This is a genomic window from Paraburkholderia sp. UYCP14C, assembly GCF_004197395.1.
Classification (GTDB): Bacteria; Pseudomonadota; Gammaproteobacteria; order Burkholderiales; family Burkholderiaceae; genus Paraburkholderia.
Genome location: NZ_SELS01000241.1, coordinates 1 through 1,486, shown reverse-complemented (window position 1 = coordinate 1,486; position 1,486 = coordinate 1). Strand labels below are relative to the sequence as shown.

Below are 1,486 nucleotides of genomic sequence, written 5' to 3'. Positions count from 1 at the left end.
GTAAGCACCCGGGGAAGGCATCTTGACGGAGGCAATCGCTGAAACCATCAAGCAGCGGTCGGCGTCCAGCGATGAGGAAGCAGTTGCGCTACGTCGGCGGCACGGTGTGTCGGCAAGCGCGTCAACACGTCTTTCAGGTAAGCCAACGGATCGTGTCCGTTCAGTTGTGCAGAGCGGATCAATGTCATGATCGCGGCCGCGCGTTTTCCGGCACGCAGAGATCCTGCGAACAACCAGTTCGACCTCCCCAGGGCCCATGGCCGTATTTGATTCTCGATCCAGTTGTTATCCGCTGGCACATGCCCATCGTCCAGATAGCGCGTAAGCGCCTCCCAACGTTTGAGGCTGTAGTCGAGTGCCGCGGCGATCCCGGATCCGTCCGGCACACGCTGCCGTTGCGTGAGCAGCCATGCATGGAGTTCGTCGGTGATGGGGCGAGCTCGCTCTTGACGCACAAGACGTCTTCTATCGGGCTCGAGTTGTGCGGCGTCGCGTTCTACTTCGTACAACGCACCGAAGTATCGCAGCGCGGGCTCGGCCAGCTCGCTCTGGTGCTTGACGTGTAAATCAAAGAATTTACGGCGCGCGTGGGCCAGGCACCCGATCTCTGTGACCCCACTCCTGAAGCTGGATTTGTAGCCCCCGTAATCGTCGCACGCCAGCTTGCCACGCCACTCTCCCAGGAATGCGCGTGCATGTTCGCCGGCGCGGCTATCGGCGAAGTCATAGATCACCGCCTTCAGATCGGCGAACTGCGTGGTGCTGTACGCCCACAGATAGGCTCGATGGGTCTTGCCCTTTCCCGGTGCAAGCATCTGTACCGGCGTCTCGTCGGCATGCAGTACCGCGTGCTGCAATACCTCTTCGCGAAGTGCATCGACCAGGGGCTGCAGGCGCACGCCACACGCGCCAACCCAGGCGCCGAGCGTCGATTGCGCGATCGCCAAACCCGCCCGCGCAAAGATGCGCTCCTGTCGATACAACGGCAGGTGATCGCTGTACTTGGCGACCAGCACTTGAGCCAGCAGACCGGTGGTCGGGATGCCCTTGTCGATCACGTGCGGCGGCACCGCAGCCTGCACCAGCGTCTCGCATGCCTTGCACGCCCATTTACCCCGGATGTGCCGCTGAACTGTGAACATGCCGGGCGGGTAATCCAGCTTCTCGCTGATGTCCTCGCCGATGCGAACGCGCTCGCAGCCGCACGTACAGATCGTACTGTCCGGCTCGTGATGAATGTCGGTACGTGGCAGTTCGGGAGGAAGCGGTTCACGCTTTGGCTGTTGCCGTGGTGTCCCTGCCTGCTCGCCGGACTTCAGCCCCTGCAGCTCGAGCCCGATTGCCGACAGATCCGCGTCGAGCGCTTCCTCGAGCAGGCTCAGTTGCTCCTTGTTGAGCTGCTCACTGCGCCTGCCGAACTGCTGCCGCTTGATGACCGAGAGTTCGTGCGTAAGCTGGTCGATACGTGTTTGCCGGTACTGCAACT

General features: G+C 61.8%; 1 protein-coding gene. It reads right to left on the bottom strand.

Going from position 1 to position 1,486, the window contains the following annotated elements; all coding sequences use genetic code 11:
• Positions 1-47 precede the first annotated feature (47 nt).
• Positions 48-1,486, bottom strand: a 1,439-nt coding sequence (locus EVC45_RS44570; protein WP_129964355.1) for an IS66 family transposase, incomplete at its 5' end; no start/stop codon positions are given.